The 22,543-nt window shown below is 68.3% G+C and carries 18 protein-coding genes; 10 read left to right on the top strand and 8 right to left on the bottom strand.

The annotated features are described in order from the left end of the window. The first annotated feature begins 154 nt into the window (after positions 1 to 154). Together OG474_RS38220 and OG474_RS38215 are read left to right on the top strand one after the other, a co-directional pair. Positions 155 to 925, top strand: a complete 771-nt coding sequence (locus OG474_RS38220; RefSeq protein ID WP_405058524.1) for a hypothetical protein — start codon at positions 155 to 157, stop codon at positions 923 to 925. A gap of 12 nt (positions 926 to 937) precedes the next feature. Then, a complete protein-coding gene (locus OG474_RS38215; protein WP_405058523.1) occupies positions 938 to 2,629 on the top strand; it encodes a glycoside hydrolase family 9 protein in 1,692 nt (563 codons plus the stop codon). A 108-nt stretch (positions 2,630 to 2,737) separates the two neighbouring features. Here OG474_RS38215 and OG474_RS38210 read toward each other — a convergent pair whose 3' ends face one another. From OG474_RS38210 to OG474_RS38200, 3 genes are read right to left on the bottom strand one after another with little or no spacing between them, the layout of a single operon-like run. Next, a complete protein-coding gene (locus OG474_RS38210; protein WP_405058522.1) occupies positions 2,738 to 4,399 on the bottom strand; it encodes an FAD-binding oxidoreductase in 1,662 nt (553 codons plus the stop codon). A 21-nt stretch (positions 4,400 to 4,420) separates the two neighbouring features. Continuing rightward, positions 4,421 to 5,365: a TIGR03621 family F420-dependent LLM class oxidoreductase gene (locus tag OG474_RS38205; RefSeq protein ID WP_405058521.1), complete on the bottom strand. Its 945-nt coding sequence runs from the start codon at positions 5,363 to 5,365 to the stop codon at positions 4,421 to 4,423. Beyond that, the gene (locus tag OG474_RS38200) at positions 5,355 to 6,056 is read right to left on the bottom strand and encodes a lysophospholipid acyltransferase family protein (protein ID WP_405058520.1); all 702 of its coding nucleotides are present in this window, start codon (positions 6,054 to 6,056) and stop codon (positions 5,355 to 5,357) included. The genes OG474_RS38205 and OG474_RS38200 overlap by 11 nt, the downstream gene beginning before the upstream one ends. Before the next feature lie 64 nt (positions 6,057 to 6,120). Between OG474_RS38200 and tsaD the strand changes: the two genes are divergently transcribed. The 4 genes from tsaD (at position 6,121) to OG474_RS38180 (ending at position 14,956) form a co-directional block, all read left to right on the top strand. Next, the gene (gene tsaD / locus OG474_RS38195) at positions 6,121 to 7,161 is read left to right on the top strand and encodes a tRNA (adenosine(37)-N6)-threonylcarbamoyltransferase complex transferase subunit TsaD (protein ID WP_405058519.1); all 1,041 of its coding nucleotides are present in this window, start codon (positions 6,121 to 6,123) and stop codon (positions 7,159 to 7,161) included. A gap of 16 nt (positions 7,162 to 7,177) precedes the next feature. After that, positions 7,178 to 8,380, top strand: coding sequence for an ornithine--oxo-acid transaminase (gene rocD, locus OG474_RS38190; RefSeq protein WP_405058518.1), 1,203 nt, complete (start codon positions 7,178 to 7,180; stop codon positions 8,378 to 8,380). Positions 8,381 to 8,715: 335 nt separating this feature from the next. Next, positions 8,716 to 10,959 (top strand): DEAD/DEAH box helicase, encoded by a 2,244-nt coding sequence (locus OG474_RS38185; protein ID WP_405058517.1) that lies wholly within the window; start codon positions 8,716 to 8,718, stop codon positions 10,957 to 10,959. Between the two features lie 2,224 nt (positions 10,960 to 13,183). Next, on the top strand, positions 13,184 to 14,956 hold the full coding sequence (locus OG474_RS38180) for a DUF222 domain-containing protein (protein ID WP_405058516.1): 1,773 nt from the start codon (positions 13,184 to 13,186) through the stop codon (positions 14,954 to 14,956). A gap of 358 nt (positions 14,957 to 15,314) precedes the next feature. Here OG474_RS38180 and OG474_RS38175 read toward each other — a convergent pair whose 3' ends face one another. Continuing rightward, a complete protein-coding gene (locus OG474_RS38175) occupies positions 15,315 to 15,704 on the bottom strand; it encodes an STAS domain-containing protein (RefSeq protein ID WP_405058515.1) in 390 nt (129 codons plus the stop codon). A gap of 104 nt (positions 15,705 to 15,808) precedes the next feature. Between OG474_RS38175 and OG474_RS38170 the strand changes: the two genes are divergently transcribed. Next, positions 15,809 to 16,156 (top strand): YciI family protein, encoded by a 348-nt coding sequence (locus OG474_RS38170; RefSeq protein WP_405058514.1) that lies wholly within the window; start codon positions 15,809 to 15,811, stop codon positions 16,154 to 16,156. On the opposite strand, the gene OG474_RS38165 is transcribed toward OG474_RS38170, so the two are convergent. Genes OG474_RS38165 through OG474_RS38155 form a run of 3 tightly spaced genes read right to left on the bottom strand, consistent with a single transcriptional unit; the run spans position 16,140 to position 18,745 of the window. Continuing rightward, complete coding sequence (locus OG474_RS38165; protein WP_405058513.1) at positions 16,140 to 16,739, bottom strand: DUF1684 domain-containing protein; 600 nt, start codon at positions 16,737 to 16,739, stop codon at positions 16,140 to 16,142. The genes OG474_RS38170 and OG474_RS38165 overlap by 17 nt on opposite strands. A 1-nt stretch (position 16,740) precedes the next feature. Then, complete coding sequence (locus tag OG474_RS38160; RefSeq protein ID WP_405058512.1) at positions 16,741 to 18,213, bottom strand: carboxylesterase/lipase family protein; 1,473 nt, start codon at positions 18,211 to 18,213, stop codon at positions 16,741 to 16,743. A gap of 52 nt (positions 18,214 to 18,265) precedes the next feature. After that, positions 18,266 to 18,745 carry a MarR family winged helix-turn-helix transcriptional regulator gene (locus OG474_RS38155; protein WP_405058511.1) on the bottom strand — a complete coding sequence of 160 codons (480 nt, stop codon included), beginning with the start codon at positions 18,743 to 18,745 and terminating at the stop codon, positions 18,266 to 18,268. Between the two features lie 64 nt (positions 18,746 to 18,809). Here OG474_RS38155 and OG474_RS38150 point away from each other — a divergent pair, with 64 nt between their 5' ends. Continuing rightward, positions 18,810 to 19,982, top strand: a complete 1,173-nt coding sequence (locus OG474_RS38150) for an acyl-CoA dehydrogenase family protein (protein ID WP_405058510.1) — start codon at positions 18,810 to 18,812, stop codon at positions 19,980 to 19,982. Here the strand turns inward: OG474_RS38150 and OG474_RS38145 are convergent. After that, positions 19,957 to 20,778 (bottom strand): deoxyribonuclease IV, encoded by an 822-nt coding sequence (locus tag OG474_RS38145; protein ID WP_405058509.1) that lies wholly within the window; start codon positions 20,776 to 20,778, stop codon positions 19,957 to 19,959. The two genes, OG474_RS38150 and OG474_RS38145, sit on opposite strands and share 26 nt — an antisense overlap. A 52-nt stretch (positions 20,779 to 20,830) precedes the next feature. Here OG474_RS38145 and OG474_RS38140 point away from each other — a divergent pair, with 52 nt between their 5' ends. Both OG474_RS38140 and OG474_RS38135 read left to right on the top strand, forming a co-directional pair. Next, a complete protein-coding gene (locus OG474_RS38140; protein WP_405058508.1) occupies positions 20,831 to 21,397 on the top strand; it encodes a TetR/AcrR family transcriptional regulator in 567 nt (188 codons plus the stop codon). Positions 21,398 to 21,429: 32 nt separating this feature from the next. After that, entirely contained in the window at positions 21,430 to 22,509 is a 1,080-nt protein-coding gene (locus OG474_RS38135) for a hypothetical protein (RefSeq protein ID WP_405058507.1), read from the top strand. Positions 22,510 to 22,543: the final 34 nt, after the last annotated feature.

Genomic DNA, 22,543 nt, shown 5'->3' with positions numbered 1-22,543 from the left:
CACAACACCCACGGCCGCACCCCCACCAGGCCAATCCCGGCTTAGCGGGGAACTACTGCCCCCCCAGCGACAGCAGCTCCCCGCAAACACGCACAAACCCCGCCCAGCCACAGATCCACGGATACCTACTGCCAAATACCGGCAGCAATCATCCGTGAACCCGCGCCGGACGGACCTGGCCACGCTTATCGCGCTTGTTGCGGTCCAGCCGGCCGTGGCGACTCGGGCTACGGCGGAGCGGTATTACGAACAGGCTGGGCCGCATCAGGTGACGAAGGCTGCGGGCGGTCCTGACCACACGCTCTACTACCCGACCGACCTTGCGACGACGAACAGCAAGCATCCGGTCGTGCTCTGGGGGAACGGGACTGGCGCGTCGGTTGATCAGTACGACGTGTTCCTTCGGCACCTCGCCTCGTGGGGGTTCGTGGTGGCTGCGGCGAACACCGGGCAGTTCGGCACCGGGCGGGAGATACTTGCTGGTGGCAAATACTTGATTGCGGAGAACGCGCGTACCGGGAGCGTCTTTCACCAGCGCATCGACGTCCAGAACATCGGCGCGGCCGGTCACTCGCTGGGTGGGGGCGGAACGATCGCGGCGGGGGCCGATCCGATGGTCAAGGTGAGCATGCCGGTCCAGCCGGGGCCGCAGGGTTCGGTTCCTGCTCTGCGTGGTCCGAGTCTGTTCGTCGCCGGTCAGCTCGACTACATCGTCCCCTCGCTGTACGTGCGGGCCCGCTACTCGCACCTGATCGGCGTCGGTCCGGCGTGGTTCCGGTACTGGCTCACCGGCGATCAGCGCGAAGGCGGTCTTCTTCGGACCGCGCGATCAGGCCGAGGTCTTCACCGACGACACCGCCTGGTACGCCGCCGGCCGCAACCAGAAGGCGGATGCTGTTGGATAGAGCCCTGCAGCGATCCGTGAGGGAGTGGTGTGGTGCTGGCGTGGGATGGAACGAGTCCGCAGATACTGGTGTCGCACCTCGGCTACGGCACTGCGGCGAGTAAGGCCGTCGTGGCCGTCGCGCCCTCCGAGGTGCTGTCCGCCACGCTCGTAGGAGGCCCCGGTACGGCGATCGCCCTCGAGCCGGGCGGGATTGAGCGAGTCCCCGGCTGGTCCGGCGGGCCGTATGTGCGCATCCCACTCCCGCTGGACGTTGCCGAGGGCACCTACGTTGTCGAGGCCAGGACAGAGCAAGGCGAGTTCAGCTCGGCCCCGTTCGTGATCGGGCCGCAGCGGGTTCAGCGGCAGACGATGTCCGACGTACTGGCGTATTTCAAAGCGATGCGGTCGAGCGGTGAGATCGACCGCAAGGACCGGGCCGCGAAGTTCTGGGGCGACGAGTCCGGGGCGACGGTCGATGCGCGCGGTGGTTGGCTGGATGCGAGCGGGGACACGAGCAAGTTCCTGTCCCATCTGACGTACACCTCGACGATGAGTCCGCAGCAGATTCCCTTGTGTGCTTGGGCAATGCTCGCCGCCCGCGATGAGATCCACCCGAGCCTGGAAAGAATGTTGAGCGCGCGGCTGCGGGACGAGGCGCTCTGGGGCGCGGACTTCCTGATGCGGTTCCGGTCGCCGGAGGGCTACTTCTACACCGGCATCTTCGATGCGCTGACCAAGAACCTGGAAGAACGCGTGATCACCGCACCGCTCCAGAACAGCGTGCGGACGAGCCGGTACCAGGCGGGCTACCGGCAAGGTGGTGGACTCGCGATCGCCGCGCTGGCCCGAGCGTCGACGGTGGACGCCGACGGCGAGTTCAGCCGAGCGCAGTACTTGGAAGCGGCACAAGCAGGGTTAGAGCACCTCGAGAAGCACAATCTGGAGTATCTGTTCGACGGCACCGAGTCGGTGCTCGACGACTACACCGCTCTCTTGGCCGCTACCGAGCTGGTCATCGCCGGAGTCAACGCAGTGGAGGCCGCGCGCCGCCGGGCGGCCTCGCTCATCGCCCGGTACGTCGTGCCTGACACCGGGCCCGGGTGGTTCCGGGCGGATGAAGCCGGACGGCCCTACTTCCACGCGGCCGAACCAGGTCTACCGATCCTCGCGCTACTGCGCTTCGCCGATGCTCTCCCCGATGCGCCCGAAGCGGAGAGAGCACGAGAGATCGCTCTCCGGGCGATGCTCGACATCGTCCAGCGCACCGACTCGGTGCCGAATCCGTTCGGCTACCCACGCGCGCTCGTCCAGCCGCTCGACGCGGAACCGCGCGAATCCTTCTTCTTCCCGCACGCGAACGAGACAGGCTACTGGTGGCAGGGCGAGAACGCCGCGATCGCATCCCTCTCCACCGCGGCCAGCGCGTGCGCGCGAAGCGCCAAGAACCCGGCCGACCGAGAGAGGCTGACCACCTTCGCCGATGATCAGCTGGCCTGGGTCACCGGGCGGAACCCGTTCGACGTCTGCATGCTGCAAGGACGCGGCCGGAACAACCCCGACTACGCCTCGGACTTCCCGAACTTCCCCGGCGGCATCGTCAACGGCATCACGGCCGGCTGGACCGACGAGCAGGACGTCGCGTTCCTCCCGCCCGATGCACCCGACGGCGACGAGTGGCGCTGGGCCGAGCAGTGGATCCCGCACACCGCCTGGTTCCTGCTCGCGACCGCCTCAGCCCGGTAGACCGGACCGCCACCACTCATCAACTCTGCCAGCGCCCGCCGGCCCACGCTCAGCCGGGGGCTCGGCCGGGCGCAGCGCGCGGGTTGGTGAGTGGGGGCGGTCCGCAGCTCAGTCGACGATCTTGCCCGGGTTCAGGTTGCGGCCCGGGTCGACGACGCTGAAGATACCGCTCACCATCTGTACGCCGGCCTCGGAGATGTCGTCGCCCATCCAGCGCGAGTGCTCCGTGCCGACCGCGTGGTGGTGCGACAGCGTGCCGGCCGAGTCGATGAACGACTGCTGCACGGCCGACTTCACCACGTCGTACTGTGCGATCGGGTCGCCCTCGGCGGCCTTGAACGCGAAGGTGAAGTACAGGCAGGCGCCGCTGTGGTAGGAGTGCGACAGGTGGCACATCACGAAGCCCTTGACCCCGAGCTGCGCGAACGCCTTGTTCACCCGCTCGACCGTCGTGTCGTAGAGCGGCATCAGCTTCGACCACGCGGCCGAGGTCTCGGACACGTCCGCGAGCGCGCCGCGGTCGAGCAGGAAGTCCCGGATGTACGGCGTATCGAACTTCTTCTGGTCGTAGAGCGCTCCCGGGCCCTCTCCGACGCCGATGCCGCCGTGGTCGGAGACGATCTTCTTGACCAGCTTGCGCTGCCGGGCGACGTGCTCCTCGCTGCCTTCGTAGCCGATGAACGACAGGCACATCTGCTCCAGGTCCCAGCCCCGCTTCTTGAGTACGGCGACCAGCGCCGAGCTCATGAGCTTCGAGAAACCCTTGCTGGACTTGCGAGTCGCGAACGAGAACGAGGTCTCGCGTGCGTCCGAGATCCGGGTGATCGACGGTGTCGCGTCACTCGCGGAGATCGCTCGCATCGCGGCCACGCCGCGCTTCCAGTCCGGGAAGAAGTAGCCGATGACGACGCGCTTGACCGGCTTGCGGTGCACCTGCACGGTGGCCTCGGTGATGATGCCGAGGCGGCCTTCGCTGCCCAGGATCATCTCCCGCACGCTCGGACCGGTCGACGTGACCGGGACTGCGCGGGTCGCCAGCGTCCGGCCCGGCTGTACGACGCGCAGCGCCTTGGTGATGTCCGCGATGTCGCCGTACTTGTCGGACTGCATGCCCGACGAGCGGGTCGCGATCCAGCCTCCGAGCGAGCTGTGCGTGAAGCTGTCCGGGAAGTGGCCCATCGTCCAGCCGCGCTCGCCGAGCTGCTTCTCGAGATCGGGACCGAGGGCACCGGCCTGGATCTGCGCCAGCCCCGACTCCTCGTCGATCGAGAGCACCTTGTTCATCCGGCCCATGTCGAGCGAGACCACCTGGCGCGTCTCGTCGGACGGCGCCTCGAGGCTGCCGGCGATGTTGCTACCGCCACCGAACGGGATCAGTACGGCGTCGGCCGCCACGACCGCGTCCAGTACGGCGACGATCTGCTCCTCGTCGGCCGGGTAGACCACGACATCGGGGATCCGGCGCAGATCGCTGGCGCGGATCCGGACCAGGTCGCGCAGGCTCTTACCGAACGCGTGCACCACCCGGTCGAGGTCGGTACGAACAACGTTCTCGGCGCCGAGAACGCCAGAGAGCGCTTTCTCGAGATCTTCCGAAAGCTGCGAAGCCGGAACCTCGAGATCCTCGAAGGCCAGTGGCGCCACGGCCGGCGCGTTCAGGTCGACATCGATGACCTTCTGGACGAACGGCGCGAGTCCCGGCTTGTCGTCGTGCGAGAACGCGACGCCGTCGACGCCCCAGCCCCACCACTTCATGTGCTGCACAGTCATGGTCAAGTCCTCTCAGAACAGTCAGGAGCCGGCGAGTTTGGCGACGACAGGGGCCATCGAGTCCAGCGCGTCCACCGCGATACCGATCGACGAGATGCCGAACAGTTCACGCCGTACCAGCAGGTCTTCGACGATCTCGTCGACCGAGCCGAACAGGGCGTGCGGCGTACCGAGTGCTTGCTCGGGCGTGAGCCCGAAACCGGCGGCGAGGTTGTTCGCCATCTCGGTCCGGTCGGAACCGGGCAGCGCGAGGTGGATCCGGGACTGCAGGATCAGGTCGGGGAAGCGCTCCCCCGCGGCCTCGCGGATCCAGGCGATCTTCTGGTGGGTCGCGTCGATGGTCGCGTTCGGGCCGACCGACGAGTCGATCACGCCCTTCTGCATGTTCATGTTGATCGCGACCACGTCGGCCTCGCGCCCGGCCAGCGAGAGCACCCGCTTGCCCCCGCCGCCGATGACGATCGGCGGGTAGGGCCGCTGCAGCGGCTTCGGCGTCCCCTGGAGACCGCGCACCTGGTAGTGCTTGCCCTCGAAGTGGCACGGCTCGTCCGCGAACAACCCCTTCAGTACGGCGAGCGCCTCCTCGAGCCGGTCGATCCGGACGCCCGGCGGGTCCAGCTGGATCCCGGCCCGCTCGTAGTCGGTGTGCAGCCAGCCCGCACCGAGCCCGAGGTCGAACCGCCCACCGGAGAGCGCGTCCAGCGTGGCCGCCTCCTTGGCGAGCACGACCGGGTGCCGGTAGTCGTTGCAGAACAGCATCGACCCGATCCGCAGCGTGGTGGTCGCGTTCGCGGCGGCCATCAGGGCGGCGATCGGCGCGATCTGCTCGTCCAGGTGGTCGGACACGGTCAGGCTGTAGTAGCCGAGGTCCTCGACCTTGCGGGCCAGCGCGGTCCACGAGGCCGCGGTCACCTCGGACGGCGAGGAACACTGCACCGTGAAACGGAACGGCTTGTCAGCCGGCATCGCGAACTCCTTGATCGTGAAGAGCGGTCACTGCAGCCTGCATCCGGGCGGCGAACGCGGCAACGGACTCCCCTGGCCGGGGAGTCAGCGGGGCGCCGATCGCGAACCGGACCGGGAGCCGTCCTGGACGCGGCCAGTTCCGCCCCCGCGGCATCGCATCGTATGCGCCGGTGATGCCGATCGGGAGACAGGGCACCCCTTTGCTCACGCACAGCGCGGCCGCTCCGGGCTGGAACCCACCCATCAGGCCGTCGCGGGAGCGCGTTCCCTCCGGGAACACGAGCAGGCTGAAACCGTCGTCCAGCAGCCGGCCCGACGTACCGCGCATCGGGCGGTCCTTGCCGCGGTCGATCGGGAAGGCATTGAAGACCAGACCGGTCAGAATCGCCCGCTTCTTGCTGTCGAAGAAGTAGTCGGCAGCTGCGCCGACCGCCAGCCGCCGGGTCAGCGCGAGTGGGAGGAAGGTCACCATCAGCGGGGCGTCGAGGTGACTGGAGTGGTTCGCCACCACGACCATCGGCCCGGCGACCGCCGGACGGCCGACCACCTCGACCCGGATCAAAGAGCGCACCAACGGCTTCAGCACACCGCGCTGGATCACGATCCGCAGCAGACCGCCCAGCCGCGACTCCAGCCAGGCGGGTTGACGCTTCGGGACAGGGGCGGGTTGGGGAGTGACCTCAGCGCTCATCGGCGTCGACCTTACCTGCGACCCGATCGCAGAAGGAAGCATCCTGGTCACATAGTCTGCGGGCATGAGCATCACCCTCGGACTCGAGACGTCCTGCGACGAGACGGGCGTCGGCATCGTGGCCGACGGAGTCCTCCTCGGCCAGGCCCTCGCCTCGAGCATGGACGAACACGTCCGGTACGGCGGCGTCGTACCGGAGGTCGCTGCCCGCGCGCACCTGGAGTCGGTCACCGGCGTCCTGCGCCAGGCCCTCACCGACGCCGACCTGAGCCTCGACCAGATCGACGCGATCGCGGTCACCTCGGGCCCCGGCCTGGCCAGCTCGCTGCACGTCGGCGTCTCCGCCGCCAAGGCCTGGGCGCTGGCGCTCAACAAACCCCTGTACGCCGTCCATCACGTGGCCGGCCATGTCGCCGCGGACACCCTGGAACACGGCCCACTGCCCGAGCGCTCGATCGCGCTGATCGTCTCCGGCGGCCACTCGTCCCTGCTGATGCTCGGCGACCTCGCCACCGATCCGATCGTGCACCTCGGCGACACGCTCGACGACGCGGCCGGTGAGGCGTTCGACAAGGTGGCCAGACTGCTGGGCCTGCCCTACCCGGGCGGCCCCTCGATCCAGCGGGCCGCAGAGTCCGGCGACCCCCGAGCGGTGGACCTGCCGAGGCCGTTGCTGGGCAAGGTGAGCGAGCGCCATCGGTACGCGTTCTCCTTCTCGGGCCTCAAGTCCGCGGTCGCCCGGCACGTCCAGCTCGCGCAGCGCACAGGCGCGCCGGTACGGGCGGAGGACGTTGCGGCGTCGTTCCAGGAGGCGGTGGTCGACGTTCTGGTCACCAAAGCGGTCGCGGCGTGCCGCGACCATGACATCGACACCCTACTGATCGTCGGCGGCGTCGCGGCGAACGCCCGCCTCCGTTCGGTGGCCGAGACCCGCTGCCGAGCGGCCGGTGTCACGCTCCGTGTTCCCGCCCCCAGACTCTGTACCGACAACGGCGCGATGATCGCCGCCATCGGCGACCTGGTCGTGCGCTCCGACGCCAAGCCGTCCGGCCTCGACTTCGGCGCCGACTCCTCCGCTCCCCTCGACCGCAGCCTGCTGGTCTGACCCGAAAGGCCCACACATGACGAATCCCATGGACCTCGAGAACCAGTACGGCGCGCACAACTACCACCCGCTGCCCGTGACGATCGCGACCGCCGAGGGCGTCTGGGTCACCGATACCGAGGGCAACCGCTACCTCGACTGCCTGGCCGGCTACTCGGCCCTGAACTTCGGTCACCGGCACCCGGCCCTGATCGCCGCCGCCACCGAGCAGCTCGGTCGGGTCACGCTCACCTCGCGCGCCTTCCACCACGACCAGCTCGGACCGTTCGTCGCCGAGCTCGCCACACTGGCCGGCAAAGAAGCAGTCCTGCCGATGAATTCCGGCGCCGAAGCCGTGGAGACCGCGCTCAAACTCGCGCGCCGCTGGGGTTACCTGGTCAAGGGTGTGCCGGACGGCGAGGCCACCATCATCGTTGCGGACGGCAACTTCCACGGCCGCACGATCAGCATCATCAGCTTCTCCGGCGACCACGAGGCGCACGACAGCTACGGCCCCTACACCCCCGGCTTCCGCTCCGTCCCGTACGGCGACGCAGCCGCGCTGGAGGCGGCCATCGACGAGACCACGGTCGCCGTACTGATCGAGCCGGTCCAAGGTGAGGCCGGGGTGATCGTCCCGCCCGCGGAGTACCTGCCCGCGGTCCGCGACCTCTGCACGAAGCACAACGTGCTGATGGTTGCCGACGAGATCCAGTCCGGCCTCGGCCGGGCCGGCGCGACCTTCGCGAGCGGCCGCGCGGGCGTCGTACCGGACGTCTACATCCTCGGGAAGGCACTCGGCGGCGGCATCATGCCGCTGTCCGCCGTCGTCACTGACCGTGCAGTGATGGATGTCATCACGCCGGGCACCCACGGCAGCACCTTCGGCGGCAACCCGCTCGCCGCCGCCATCGGCCGGGCCGTCGTGAAGCTCCTCGAGCCCGGCGACCTGCAGGCCCATGCGCTGGCGATGGAACAGGAGCTGCGCGACCGCCTCGAGCCGCTCCGGGCCCACGGTCTGGTCGGCCTCCGTGTCCACGGCCTGTGGGCGGGCCTCGACCTCGACCCGAGCCTCGGCACCGGCCGCGATCTCTGCGAGAAGCTGGCGGCCAACGGCGTACTGGCCAAGGACACCCACGGCTCGACGATCCGCCTCTCGCCGCCGCTGACGATCACCCCGGACGAGCTCGACTGGCTGACCGACCGGCTCACCAGATCGCTCAAATCCATGACGAGCTGAAATCGCCGCGCAGGTTCCCGGGCCGGGTGGGTGACCTGACCGGGTGCCGAGCGTAGTATTCTGGCAACACCGAACATCGGCATCGCCTGTCTGGGCCGATCGTTACCGTCGCCGGCCGGACTGTGGCCGAACCGCACGGTGATCGGCCTGCGTGATGGGCGCAGCGCCGTCAGTTCCGCCGGAATCCACGATCTCGATCGCTGGCCGGAGCGCCGGTTCCGCGCTCCTGGGGGTGGCCCGCACCGGGCCGCTGTGCGACGTGTCGCGCCGGCGTAGTGACGCGCGGTGCCGCGTTCGCCGTGGACAGTGGTCCGTGGCACGACAGAGGAGGACCCTTGGCCCGACGAGGTCAGCGCCAGTCCGGGGCTGCCAGCAGCGGCTCCGGCCGCCGGCAATCCGGCGACACCCGGCGCGACGCCGGCGATACCCGCCGGCAGTCCGGTGACGCCCGGAAGCAAGCTTCCGGCGGCCGAGGTGCCTCGAGCGGAGGGTCCGGTGGCACGGCGGCCAGCCGCAAGCGCCGCCCGGCCAAGGACGCCGAGGGTCTGATCCCGGTCCTGGCGAAGGCCGTCCGTGAGGTCGAGGGTGCCGTCGAGCGGGCCGCGATCAAGCCGTCGACGCGGACCAAGTTCCAGGTCGTCGCCCTGCTCGTCCGCGATGAGCGCGCTCGGGTGAACACCGACGCTTCGGCTACCGACGCGTATCGGGCCGAGCAGCTGCGCCGACTGGACGGGGTGGCCACAATTCTGGCCAAGACCGCCGCCCGAGAGCCCGCGCTGCTCCAGCTGCTGGCCGAGGACACCGTCATTTCCGAGTCCGCCGCCACGCTGCGCCGCGAGATGCTGACCGCGGCCGGGATGGAGGCTCCCGAGGAGCCGCCGGCCCCGGAGCCCGAGACGACGACCGAGCCCGCCGCGCGCCGCGTCGTACCGCAGACCGTCGTCGCCCGGCAGCTGGCCAACCCGTTCCTGGCCCCTGACTTCAGCGCCGCCCCGGTCTCCCGGCCGGTCCGCGCCCGCCGCCTCGCCGGGTGGGAGCTCATCACTCCCCTGCTCCGCTCCTTCGAGTATGCCGCTCCTTCCGCGAGCATGCCGTTGCCCGAGCCCGCCGACCTGCGGATCGCCGCCGGTCAGGAGCTGATGCCGCACCAGGCCCGCCTGATCGCCTCGGCGTCCGCCGGTCACCGCAGCTTCCTGCTGGCCGACGAGCCCGGTCTCGGCAAGACCGCCCAGGCCCTGCTCGCGGCCAAGGCTGCCGACGCCTACCCGCTGCTCGTCGTCGTACCGAACGTCGTCAAGACCAACTGGGCCCGCGAGGCCGAGCTGTGGACGCCGCAGAAGAAGGCGACCGTCATCCACGGTGACGGCGACTCGATCGACGGCTTCGCCGACATCGTCGTGGTCAACTACGAGGTGCTCGACCGGCACGTCGGCTGGCTCGGCGACCTCGGCTTCCGCGGCATGGTCGTCGACGAGGCGCACTTCATCAAGAACAAGAAGTCCCAGCGCTCCCGCAACGTCCTGGAGCTGTCGGAGCGGATCCGCACCCGCAGCACCCGGCCGCTGCTGATGGCCCTGACCGGAACGCCGCTGATCAACTCGATCGAGGACTTCACCGCGATCTGGCAGTTCCTCGGCTGGATCGACGAGAAGGGTCCGCGCGCGGACCTGATGGAGTCGCTCGAGGACACCGAGCTCGTCCCCGCCGACCCCGGCTTCTACGCCGCCGCCCGGTCGGCCGTGATCAACATGGGCATCGTCCGCCGCCGCAAGGTCGACGTCGCCGCCGACATTCCGGCCCGCCGGATCGCCGACCTGCCCGTCGAGCTCGACGGCGCGGTCGGACGTTCCATCCACGCGGCCGAGCGGGAGCTGGCCGAGCGCCTGGTCGCCAGGTACCACACCGCGCTCGAGACCCGGACCTCCGGCGTCACCGTCGAGGGCATCGACCACGAGCTCGTCCGCCGCGTGGCCGGCTGGGAACGCCAGGAGATGGATAACAAGAAGACCGGCGAGAACGTGTTCTCACTGGTTCGCCGGATCGGTCTGGCGAAGGCCGGCCTGGCCGCCGACTACGCCGCACAGCTCGCCCAGAGCGTCGGCAAGGTCGTCTTCTTCGCCCGCCACATCGAGGCCATGGACACCGCCGAAGAGCTGTTCGCCGAACGCGGCATCAAGTTCGCGTCGATCCGCGGTGACCAGACGTCGACCAAGCGCCAGAAGAACATCGACGCGTTCACCAACGACCCGGACGTCTCGATCGCGGTCTGCTCCCTGCTCGCGGCCGGCGTCGGCCTCAACCTGCAGGTCGCGTCCAACGTCGTGCTGGCCGAGCTCTCCTGGACGAACGCCGAGCAGACCCAGGCGATCGACCGAGTGCACCGGATCGGCCAGGAGATGCCGGTCACCGCGTGGCGCATCATCGCCGCGCAGACCATCGACACCCGCATCGCCGACCTGATCGACTCCAAAGCCGGCCTGGCCGCCATCGCCCTCGACGGCTCCGACGAGGAGACCGGCTCCTCCGCCGACGTCCAGCTCGAAGCCCTGGTCTCGCTTCTGACGGACGCCCTGTCGTAGCGCCTGGTCGGCAACCTTCTTCTCAGTCGAAAGTTGCCGACCAAACGCTGTTCCGAACCTCAACAACCGAGCCCCAGTACGCCGACCCGTCCGTCGGCGGCATCGCGATCCACCTCGGCCACCGCGGCGCCCGGCCGTGCCCTCTTTCAGATCGGCCGGTCGCGGCGAGCCAGGCCGGTGGCTGAATTGGATGGCGAGCGCGGACCTGCGCCACTGACCAACTCACTCCAGCAAAGGCTTTCGGGCGGCGGTTGAGCGTGGCGAGGTGGATGCCGCGGAGGTTGGTCAGTGGTGGCGGTCCGCGAGAGAGGCAGACCAGGCCCACGACGCGTCGTCTCGGCTGGCCGCGCCGATGCGGGCGGAGTGGCGACGCGCTATCCGGTGGATTTTGGGGACCCCGTGACTGTTGCGATATCGCGGCAGGTGCGCCGGATGCTCGGTGCGCGCTTGCTGATCGAGCCGCCGTGTCCGGTCGGGTCGCCTACTCGAGCAGCTGGTATCGGTCGCGGTGGCTGAGGACTTCGGCTGGACAGGAACCCCTCCTCCCCGGATGTGCTCGTCCCGTCCGGCCGCTCGGATTCGGCCGGTGGCGTACGCGGTGGCTGGTCGCCGCTGCGGCCGGATTTACTGAAGCAGTGTGGCTGGGGTGGTCTTCGGCTGAGGAGGGTGGTGCGGTCGGTGACCGCGGTTTCGGTTGCTTGTGGTTGGCGGGCTGTGGCTGGGCTGGCGGTGAGGAGGCCGGGTAGGTGATCCGCCGCGGTGGGTTGCTGGTGGGCGGATCGGGTGGGCGGGTTCGTTCGCCGGTACTTTTTCTTATATAGCGACCAAAACTTACCGACTACCGCAACCCTGCCTAGCCCAGCCATAGCCCGGAAGCTCAAGCAACCGCGACCGTGGTCACCGGCCTCGCCATCCCCCTCAGCCCCAGGCGACGCCCGCCTAGCGCTTCAGTAAATCGGCCGCCGCGGCGACCAGCCACCGTCGACGTGCCCGGCCTGTCCGGTGCGGCGCGAATCGGGGGCACACCAACCACGCTTTGCGGGGATCTACTGCCGCTCAGCGGCAGCAGATCCCCGCAAACCCGTGGAAACCCCGACCAGCCACAGGTCCACGGAGACCTGCTGCCAAATACCGGCAGCAATCATCCGTGGACCTCGTCATCCGGGGCCGCTCGTCCAGCTCAACCTTCGCGGCCGGCCGACCAATCGTGGGCACCTCGAATCACTCCGCAACGTCCGAAAGAACCGCGGGCCACGTGTACGGATCATTCGGACGTTAATTGCAAAGGCGATGGCCGAACGCCACCGGTTGTCGAGTTCCGGGCAGTCGTCCGTAGGTGCTGTTCTGTTGAGCGTTGATCGGAACTTTCGGGTCCAGGTGACGAAAAACTGCCGCCTAACGAAAGCCGGCCGGCGCCCTTTCCTAGCCGGCCGACTGCGGCGCAGGGCGAGCAGAGCAGACGGCTGAGGTACTCCGCTATCCGGTGGATTTTGGGGACCCCGTGACGAAAATCGACCGGCTAACGAACGTCGCGAGCGGTACCGCCCGGTGGGACGGCTCAACTACTGACCGGCGCACCGATTGAACCGAAACCAAAGCCCGTCAACGCCAAGTGACGGAAACGCGGTCACCGACCCTCCCTCCCGAACCGCAACCAAAGCCCAGAAGCCCGAAGCCCAGGCAACTGGGAAGTTGGTCACCGGCCTCCCCTTGCCCGACCGCAACCAAAGCCCGTCAGCCGCAAGCAACCGGAACCTCGGTCGCGGCCTCGCCCTCCACCCCAGCCGCCGCGGCGGCCAGCCATGCTGTCTTTCAGATCGGCCGGACGCGGAGAACAACCACAAACCCACGACACCGGCCGAGTCCTTTCGGTCTGCACCCCGCCCGACCACCAAGACCAGCCAATGGAAACGCACAGCGAGCAGAACGGATGGCTGAGCCAGATGGCGAGCCCCGCGACCGCGATCCCCGTTGCCTGGAGCTGACGGCCTGACGGCCTGACGGGCTGTGGCTTGGGCCCGTGAAGTGGCGGCCGGTCGGAAACTCTTCGGCGACAGGTGACGAAAAGGTCCGACCACCACGACCACCGACACCTGACTTAGCTGCGGTTGGGTGTGGGCAAGTTGAGCGGGCAACCAGCCCACACCAAACAGCCCACACTTCCTTTGTATATAAGGGGTTCTAAGCTCGAAAACTGTCGGTGGGCATGTCTATGCTTTGGGGTATGGAGATCTTGGCGATGCCCCCGGTGTACATGCAGAGCGGCGGTGAACTGCTGTCGAACCTGGACACCCTGCACGCCATGAAATCCCTGATCCAGACCCTCGAACTGCAAGTCATGGGCCGCCTCGACGAAATCGGCACCGCCCAAGAACTCGGCGCCCGCGACACCGTCGAACTGATCGCGGAGCGCTACCGGCTCGTCCCTGCTGATGTCCGCAAAGACCTCACCTTCGCCAAGGCCCTGCCCAAGTACTCTGCCGTGTCGGACGCGTTGCCGGATCCTGCCGGTCAGTCGGAGTCGGCGGAGGCCTCTGAGTCGGCGGTCCTGGCGCCGGACCAGGCGAAGGTCATCGTGTCCACGCTGGAGAAGGCACCCTCCACCGTGCCGGTTGAGGTCCTGGACGTCGCCGAACGAGAGATGATCCGGGCTGCCGAGCACACCAACACCCGTGAGCTCACCAAGTTCGGCCGCGACGTCCTCGCCCGCCTCGACACCGACGGCCCCGAACCCGCCGAAGACGAAGCCCACAAGCAACGCTCACTACGGCTACGAGATGTCGAGGGCGGGGTGAAGATCACCGGGTTCCTGCCCGGCGCCATGGGCGAACAAGTCAAGACCCAGATCCACAGCCTTGCCAAACCCCACAAAACGATCGACGGTGAACGTGACCCGCGGACCCTGGAACAGCGCCAAGCTGATGCGTTGATGGGGATCTCGGATGCTGCTGCAGGCAACCCCGACTACCCCGGCGTTCCGCACCTGACTGTCACGATCGACTTCAACGACCTCAAGAACGCCCTCTCCAACATCCCAGACGCCTTCAACAGCAGCGCGGCCGGTGCGAACGGTGGAACCGATGCGAGCGGTGCCACGGGCGGATCGGGCGCCACGGGATCGGGTGGGGTGGGTGAGTTGGTGTTCGGTGGCAACCTGTCCGCCGGCGCCGTCCGGCTGCTGGCCTGTGACGCGGCGATCCTGCCGATCGTGCTCGGTGGGGATTCGCAGCCGCTGGATGTCGGCACCGAGCAACGGTTCGTCAACCGCTACATCCGGCGGGCATTGAACAAACGCGACAAAGGCTGCGTGGTGTGTAAAGCGCCACCGTGGATGTGTCACGCCCACCACGTCATCCACTGGGTCGACGGCGGCCCCACCAGCCTGAACAACCTCGCCCTGGTGTGCTCTGCGCACCACCGCGCGGTACATAAGAACCAATGGACCATCACCATCACCGGCGGTGTCGTCCACGTCACCAGGCCGAGCTGGGCCGATCCGCCACCGCCAGATCCCGCTGCGCTTGCTGCCATGGCCGCGTGGGTCACCCCTGCCCACAACACCGACGCGACCGCTAGTACCAGCGGCCACACCGGTGGGGCCAGCACGCCTACTGCCAGCGCGACCACTACAGGCGGGGCCGGTGCCCGCGTGGACGACGTCAGCAGAGCTCACGCCGACGACGCCGGTACCGGTTCAACCGGTGCCAGCGGTGCCAGCGGTGCCAGCAGGGCTCGTGCCGACGAGGGCAGTGCCAGCACTGCCGCTGCTAACGGGGCTCGTGTCGACGTGGACGAGGTCAGCGGGGCTCGGTTCAGCTGGGGCGATATCGGGAGCAACCCGACATACGAACGGCCGACCCGGCTTCCCGCCGCCAGCACCCAGCCCAACCCCGCACTCATCGCCCGCCGCGAAGCCTTCCGCGAACGGCTTCTCTCGCTGACGCCGGGCTACACCGATCCCTGGGGTACGGACGACACCCCAGCAGCAGGGCCGTAGACCCCGACCGGCTGGTGGTTCGCGGCCCCGACCGCCACAACCCACCTCGAAACGGCAGCCGGCGCTTGTGAATCACCAACCACAGCGCCGGATCAGCCACGCGCGCACACGATCCCGGGCCGGCAAGCCCCGGCCATCGGATTCAGGGCCGCAGCCGCGCTCAGCAACAGCGGACGTCACCGGCCGAGTCGCGCCCTACTGCCACCACGAACTCGACCACGGCGGCCGACTGAGACCTTTGCGCCGCCCAAACCGGTGGCCGGGTTGGTTGCCTGGCGATTCCTGCCCGGCGGCCGGCAGCGGGCCTCGGACCGCGTGGGCAAGGCAGACGATCGGCTCGCAGGTGTGGGTGGGTCGCTCAGGGGGCTGGACGGTAGGTGGGGAGGGCTTGTTTCAGTTCGGTGTAGGACGGGATTGCGTGTGGCTCGAGTAGGTCGGTCAGCCAGGGTTGGCTGCCTGCTACTCGTAGCCAGCCGTCGTGCTCTCGGGCCAGCGCCTCGGCTGCGGCCAGTACGCCGACGCCTGCGGCATCCAGCTCGCGCAACCGCCGGACGTCAACGACGACTGTCGACGCCTTCGTGGTGATCACGCGCCGCAACTCTTCGGCGAACGCGGGTGCTGTCGCGGCGTCGACCGCGCCCGCGACCTTCACCACCACACAGCCACCAACCGCTGACCACGCACAGACAAATGATCCGGTCACTCCGACCGGCTTGTTCACAGTTCGCACAACCTGTGGCTGACTCACTCGCACCACTCCTCACCAAGCGAGCCGCCCCAGCCGGCTCCTGCTTCCGCTGCTTCCGTAGTACCCACTCCCATTCGCCCACCAGTACGGCGTACCGTCGGCGAATGGACTTCGACCGGTACACGGTGACGATGCTGATGCTGCGGCCGGACGCCCCGGTGATGAGCGAGGACGAGGCCGGTGAGCTTCAGGATCGGCATCTTGCCCACGGCGCCGACCTGCAGGAGCAGGGGATCATCCTGGCGCGTGGCCCGTTCATGGATCAAGACGACCCGCAGTACCGCGGCTTCTCGATCTGGTCGGTGGACGCCGGTACGGCGCGGGCGCACGCCGAGCGTGATCCCGCCGTACTGGCCGGCCGGCTGGCGGTGTCGGTGATGACGTGGATGATGCCCGCCGGGAATCTGCAGTTCACGAAGGTCCGGGTGCCGCGTTCTAGAGCTGAGGTGTGAGCTCGCCGACCGGTAGGCCGACGGCGACGGTGTTGGTCTTCGGCGCGAGCGGGCAGGTCCAGCGCGGGCTGTAGGCGCAGGACGGGTTGTAGGCGAAGTTCAGGTCGATGACCAGTCGGCCGGCGCGGAAGTCGCCCCCGAGGTCGGCGCCTTTGACCGTGTCGATCAGGTAGCGGCCGCCGCCGTACGTGCGGGTGCCGGCGAGCGCGTCCTTCACCGGTACGAACAGACCGCCGCCGTACGACTCGAGCCACCACACGTCGAGATCGCCGACCTCCGGCAGGTGCACAACGCCCAGCCGGCTGAACGGGATCACGCCGTCCGTTGCCGAAGGCACCTCCCAGCGCACAGGCTCCACCGAGGTGTCGATGGCGACGTCGAACCGCAGTTCGGGGCGGTAGGCACCGATCTCCGGACCGTCGTACGTCGCGCGCTCCTCAACCGGCGAAGCAGCATGCGTCTTCAGCAGCTCGTCCCGGCCGGTCTGCCAGACCTTGTGCGCCTGTGCCGGATCCTCCTGTGCGCGCACGGTTTCGTACAGCGCGAACACCCGCCGCCGCCAATCGGCTGTCTCCAAAGACATCTCAGACACCCCAGGCCGCAAGCTCGGCCGCCCGCGGCGCCGACTTCACACCGGAGGTCGGATGATCGAAGGTCATCACCGCACGGGTCGAGGCCTCGTACGCCGGCCAGCCCGGGTCGCCGGTCGTGGCGAATGTGACCCAGACCCGGTGCATGTCGTCGGCCAACTCCTGCGGCGCGACGCCGCCGTACAAGGGTGACTTCGCGGTGGCGAGGTTGTCGAACATGAACGCAAGCTCCAACGAGTGACACGCACCGAGCCCTTCGAGCGGCGACTTCCACGCGAACTCATACAGGTACGGCGTTCCGTGCGGGGCCTGCGCCGCTGCGAGCCGCATCGTCGGAACGGTGAAGGTCGAGTCCGTGACGACCGCCGAGAGAATCTCACCAGGCGACTGCGACGAACGCCCAGCCACGTACGCCGCGGTGACCGCCGGCGGAACGCCCATCCCCGCAAGCGCGACCGGCAGCATCTCGGCAGTCACGGCCGCAGCCAACCCCGACGGCACGGTGAAGAAGCTGAACTCGTCGGAGGTGAATCCAGCCAGTACGTCGATCCCCTGCGCGGAACCGGCCGCGATGGCATCGACCGGTACCTCGAAGATCAGTTCGTTGTCGATCACCGGCATCACCGGCATGATCCCGCCGCCGACCGCGATCGTGCTCTCGCCCCAACGCGCCGGATCTGGCTTCGCACGCATCTCCATCGCGACCACCCGTTGCGCAGCCAGCAGCTCCTCGAGACTCACCGACGCGAGACCCGCAGCCGAGTACTCCACGCCGAGCCGACGGGCGATCTCGCGAGCCACCGAGGCGACATCGGCTTCGATCGCGGCCACGCCGGCCGAACCGCTCTGCACGATCGCCCGCCGGAACAGCCCCTTCGCGGCCGGGATCGACATCAGCGTCGCGACACTCATCGCCCCCGCCGATTCACCGGCGATCGTCACCCGTGCAGGGTCGCCACCGAAGGCCGCGATGTTCTCCTGCACCCAGCGCAGCGCCGCCACCTGGTCGAGCAGTCCGCGGTTGCTCGGCGTACCGGGAATCACGCCGAAGCCCTGGATGCCCAGCCGGTAGTTCACGCTGACCAGGATCACGCCGTCGCGCGCGAACGCCGTCCCGTCGTACTCAGGCACGGCGTTGGAACCATTGCGGAACGCGCCACCGTGAATCCAGACCAGCACCGGCAGACCGCTACCGCCGGGCGTCCACACGTTCACGTTGAGCACGTCGGGCCCGGCGATCACCGGGTTCGCCAGCAGGGCGTCGTACGGCGGCTCGTAGCCGGGCTGCGGCACAGTCGCGCCCAGCGTGGTCGCGTCCCGGACGCCTTCCCAGCTGACCGGCTCGGGGGCCTGAAAGGCCTTCTCCCCCACCGGCGCCGCCGCGTACGGAATCCCGAGGAAGGCGGTCACCTCGCCGTCCGTCCGGCCTTTGACCTGTCCGCCCGAAGTCACCACGATCGTGTCCACGCGTCATGCTTACCACGCCGTCACCAACGCTCACGTGTAGCTGTGCGCGGCGTCACCGCTCGCGGGCGAGCAACTCCGCCACCAGGTTCAGCGCCTCGACGACGCGCTCACGGTCGGCACCTAGTCCTTCGAGCAGCTCGACCTCGAGCGCCAGCTGCCGCGGGAACAACCGATCCGTCACGGCCTCCCCTTCCGCGGTGAGCCGGATCAACGCCGCACGCTTGTCGTTCGGACTCGGCTCACGCCGGATGAACCCGCGTGCCTCGAGCCTATTCAAGGTCTTGCTGATCGCCGCCCGCGAATGACGCATCTGGTCGGCCAGCTGACGCGCGATCATCGGGTTGGTGTCGTGCCGGAGCCGGATGCAGATGTCGAGCTCGGCGCTGGTCAGCGGAGCATCCACGTAGAGCGGCTCCATCGCCTCTTCCAGGAGCCGCTGGATGCGCTTCAGCGGGCCGATCACCTCCATCGCCGAGGTGTCCAGATCGGGCCGGGCGTCCGCCCACAATCCCTGCACCACGTCCCGTCCCATCCATCTCCTCAGCAATACTGTTAACCAGTTGACGAAATGTTACCCGAAAGGGCACAGGGGATCCATGACCACCGACCCGATCGACTTCTACGGCCTGGAGTACCTGCTCGACGACGCGGACCGGGCGCTGCTGCACCGGGTCCGGGACTTCGGCGACAAGCAGGTCACCCCGATCATCAACGAGTACTGGAACCGGGCCGAGTTCCCGTTCGAGCTGATTCCGGCGATGCAGGAGCTCGGCGTCGTCGGTACGCCGTACCAGGGGTACAACTGCCCGGGCCGGAGCTTCCTGATGGACGGGCTGATCGCGATGGAGCTCAGTACGGCGGATCCGTCGATCGCCACGTTCTTCGGCGTACACAGTGGGCTGGCGATGGGGTCGATCTACCTGTGCGGGTCCGACGAGCAGAAGGGGCGCTGGCTGCCGGCCATGTCCCGGCTCGAGTTGATCGGCGCGTTCGGGCTGACCGAGCCGGACGTCGGGTCCGGGGCCTCTCGCGGACTGAAGACGACTGCCCGGCGCGACGGGGACGACTGGGTACTGGACGGTTCGAAGAAGTGGATCGGCAACGCGACGTTCGCCGATCTGACCGTGATCTGGGCGCGCGACGTCGAGGACGGGCAGGTGAAGGGCTTCGTGGTCGAGAAGGACACGCCTGGGTTCACCGCCACCAAGATGGAAGACAAGATGGCGCTGCGGGTCGTGCAGAACGCGCAGATCACGCTGGAGGGGGTCCGGGTTCCGGAAGCCAATCGGCTGGCCGGCGCCAACTCGTTCCGGGACACCGCGAAGGTGCTGCTGATGACCCGCGCCGGGGTCGCGTGGATGGCGGTCGGTTGCGCGCGGGGTGCGTATCGGCATGCGCTCGCTTATGCGGGTCAGCGGGAACAGTTCGGGCGGCCGATCGCGTCGTTCCAGCTTGTCCAGGATCTGCTGGTCCGGATGCTCGCCAACACGACCGCGTCGGCAACACTGTGCGCGCGGCTGTCCCAGCTGCAGGACGCAGGTCGTGCGGATGACGAACATGCCTCGCTCGCGAAGGCGTTCTGCACGGTCCGGATGCGCGAGACCGTCGGCTATGCCCGCGAACTCCTTGGCGGCAACGGCATCCTGCTCGAACACAACGTCGCCCGGTACGTCGCCGACGCCGAGGCGATCTACTCGTATGAAGGCACGCGGGAGATGAACACACTGATCGTCGGCAAGTCGATCACCGGGCACTCCGCCTTTGTCTGAAGTCCTTGAGCAGGGCAACATCGCGGGCGTGGGTCGGCGTCTCGACCAGCATCGGGACGCCTGCGAGCGCGGAGCTCGCCAGGAAGGTTTCCAGGGCGGGCAGACCGATCGCGCCATTCCCTAACGACTCGTGCCGGTCGCGGTGTGACCCGACCGCGTCCCGACTGTCGTTGACGTGCACGAGCGCGATCCGGTCCGGGCCCAGGGCTACAGTGACGCGGTCGAGCAGGCGCGGATCGGAGAGGTCCTCGCCGGCGGCGTGCAGGTGACAGGTGTCGAAGCACAGTCCGACTCGCTCGTCCTTCACCGCGAGCATGTACTCGATCGTCGAGTCGATCGTGGCGGCCGCCGCCTGCCCACCGCCTGCCGTCGGCTCGATCAAGAGCTGGACGTCGTCCCGGTCGATGATCGGCGCGACGACGTCATGCAGTCCGGCCAAGACCTCGGTACGACGAGCGCCGTCCACGACTGAACCTGCGTGCAGCACGACCGACCGCGCGCCGATCGCGACCGCGCGGTCCATCGTGGTCTCGAGGCCGGCCACGGAGCGACGCCGTACCTGGTCGGAAGGTGAGCAGAGGTTCATCAGGTGCGGGGCGTGCACGACGACCGGGAGCTTCAGGTCGGCGCAGGCCGCGCGGAAGGCCTCGTCGGCGGCGGGATCGGCCGCTCGGGGCGCCCAGCTGCGCGGGTTGCCGCCGAACAGCTGGATGATCTCGGCGCCGACCTCGATCGCTTCGGCCAGGCCGACCTTCACCAGACCGCCACCGACAGCGACGTGCGTGCCGATCAACAACACTCCACCCTTTCTCGACCTCGGAGTACAGAATAGACATAGACTGGGCGCCATGGGCAGGCCGATGACCTTTGATGCCGACGTGGTGGTCGACCAGGCGGTGGGGATCTTCTGGCGGCAGGGTTTCGCCGCGACGACACCGCAGAACCTGGTCGACGAGCTCGGGATCGGCAAGGGCAGCCTCTACAACACCTTCAAGAGCAAGCACCACCTCTTCACGCTGGCGCTGCGGCACTACAGCCGGCAGCGGATGACCGAGCTGGCCGCGAGCCTCGAAGGGCCTGGACCCCTGAAACCCCGGTTGCGTGATGCGCTCGCCACGCTGGCTGGGGTCGGCGAGCATCAGCTTGGCTGCCTGACGGTGAACGCGGTTGCCGAGGTCGGCATGACGGACGAGGCCGTTGCCGAGATCGCTACCGAGCTCTTCGATCGGATGCAGGAGATCTTCCGTTCCGCGATCGAGCGCGGCCAGGGGACCGGCGAGATCGCCGCCACCCGGACCCCGGCCGCCGCTGCGGGGGCGCTGCTCGCTGCCGCGATCGGGACCGCCGTACTGGCCAAAGCCGGCACTACTCCGGCGCACCTCGGCCACATTCTGGACGCCGCCCTGGATATTTGACCCTCGGGTACACAACTGCCTATGGTGGTCGGGTGAGCAATCCGCGGCTGGCTCGGTTCAGCAACTTCGGCCCCAACTGGTACGCCGTGGTGATGGGGACCGCGATCATCCCGGGAGCCGGGATCGCGCTCCCCCATCAGTTCCCGGGCGCCATTCACGTCTGGCGGGTCGTCGCCGTACTGGCGTTCCTTGAGTTGCTTGCCCTGGTGGTTGCCCGAGGCATCCATTGGTTCGCGCACACCGATCAAGCCCGGGCCGGCCTGCTCGACCCGGCCGTCGCGCCGTTCTACGCCTGCGTCTCGCTGGCGTTCCTCGCGGTCGGCCTGATCTCCTACACGGTCGGCCACACGTTCCTGCCGGATGGACTCGCGATCACGCTGAGCGCGGTCCTGTGGACGATCGGAACCGTCATCGGCATCGTCTGCGCGGTCGGCCTGACCGTGCTGATGATCGTCAAGCACGACCTGAAGATCCTGGCTGCCGGCCCGGCCTGGCTGCTGCCACCGACCGGCACGATGGTCTCGGCCGCCTTCGCCAAACCGCTCCTCGAACACCTGGATCCCGGTCAGGGCAAGGCATTGCTGGTCGTCACCCTGTACGCGATGTTCGGCCTCGACCTGTTGATGACGATCGTGGTTCTACCGCTCGTCCTGCACCGGCTATTCGTGCACGGCCCGCTGCCGGTCCAGGCGACGCCGGCGCTGTTCATGGTGATCGCACCATTCGGCCAGGGGGTCAATGCCCTCGGCAACCTTGGCGATCAGGCCATCCACTCCGGCCTCCCCACGCCATACGCCGAAGGCCTGCAGGCACTGGCCGTCGTCGGCGGCGTACCGCTCATGGGGTTCACGCTGCTCTGGGGTGCGATCTGCTTGGTGCTGCTCGGCTGGGCCTTCAGCCAGGGGCTCAAGTTCTCGATGGCCTGGTGGGGAATCCCCTTCTCGTGGGGCACAATCGTCACCGGCCTGACCAACCTCACCAAGCACACTGAACTGCACGCGCTGTCCTGGTTCACAGTCGCGTGCTACGTCGTACTGGCCGCCTCGTTCCTCTACGGCTGGCCGATCACCGCCTGGCGCCTCATCACCGGCAAACTCCCCGCGCAGGCATAGAACTGCGCCGGCCCCACGTGGGACCGGCGCCGTT

This window comes from Kribbella sp. NBC_01505 (assembly GCF_045040285.1).
In the GTDB taxonomy this organism is placed as follows: Bacteria; Actinomycetota; Actinomycetes; order Propionibacteriales; family Kribbellaceae; genus Kribbella.
Note: the sequence above shows the minus strand (reverse complement) of the source record. Positions and strands in the feature narration are given on the sequence as shown.